A 287-nucleotide genomic window follows, 5' to 3' on the forward strand; every position below is an offset into this window, starting at 1 on the left:
GAGCACGACCGCCGTCTGCATCCGCTGTCCTGGCTGTTCGTGCTGCTCGGCAGCTTGCGCCAGTTCGCCCTGCCGCTGATCGCCTTCGTGGTGTTCGGCCAGCGCGCCGACGAGGGCGATCTGTGGTTCCAGGCCATGGGCCTGGCTGCCGGCGTGCTGCTGACCCTGGGTGCCGTTGCACGCTACTTCACCTACCGCTTCCGCATCGAGCGCGGCGTGCTGGTGGTGCGTTCGGGCCTGCTGAATCGCAACCTGCGGCAGATTCCGCTCACCCGCATCCAGAACGT

General features: G+C 67.6%; 1 protein-coding gene. It reads left to right on the plus strand.

Annotated elements, in window-relative coordinates; translation table 11 throughout:
• Positions 1-287, plus strand: a 287-nt coding sequence (locus FLQ44_RS13485) for a PH domain-containing protein (protein WP_147694808.1), incomplete at both ends; no start/stop codon positions are given.

Source organism: Vogesella mureinivorans (assembly GCF_007644035.1).
GTDB lineage: Bacteria > Pseudomonadota > Gammaproteobacteria > Burkholderiales > Chromobacteriaceae > Vogesella > Vogesella mureinivorans.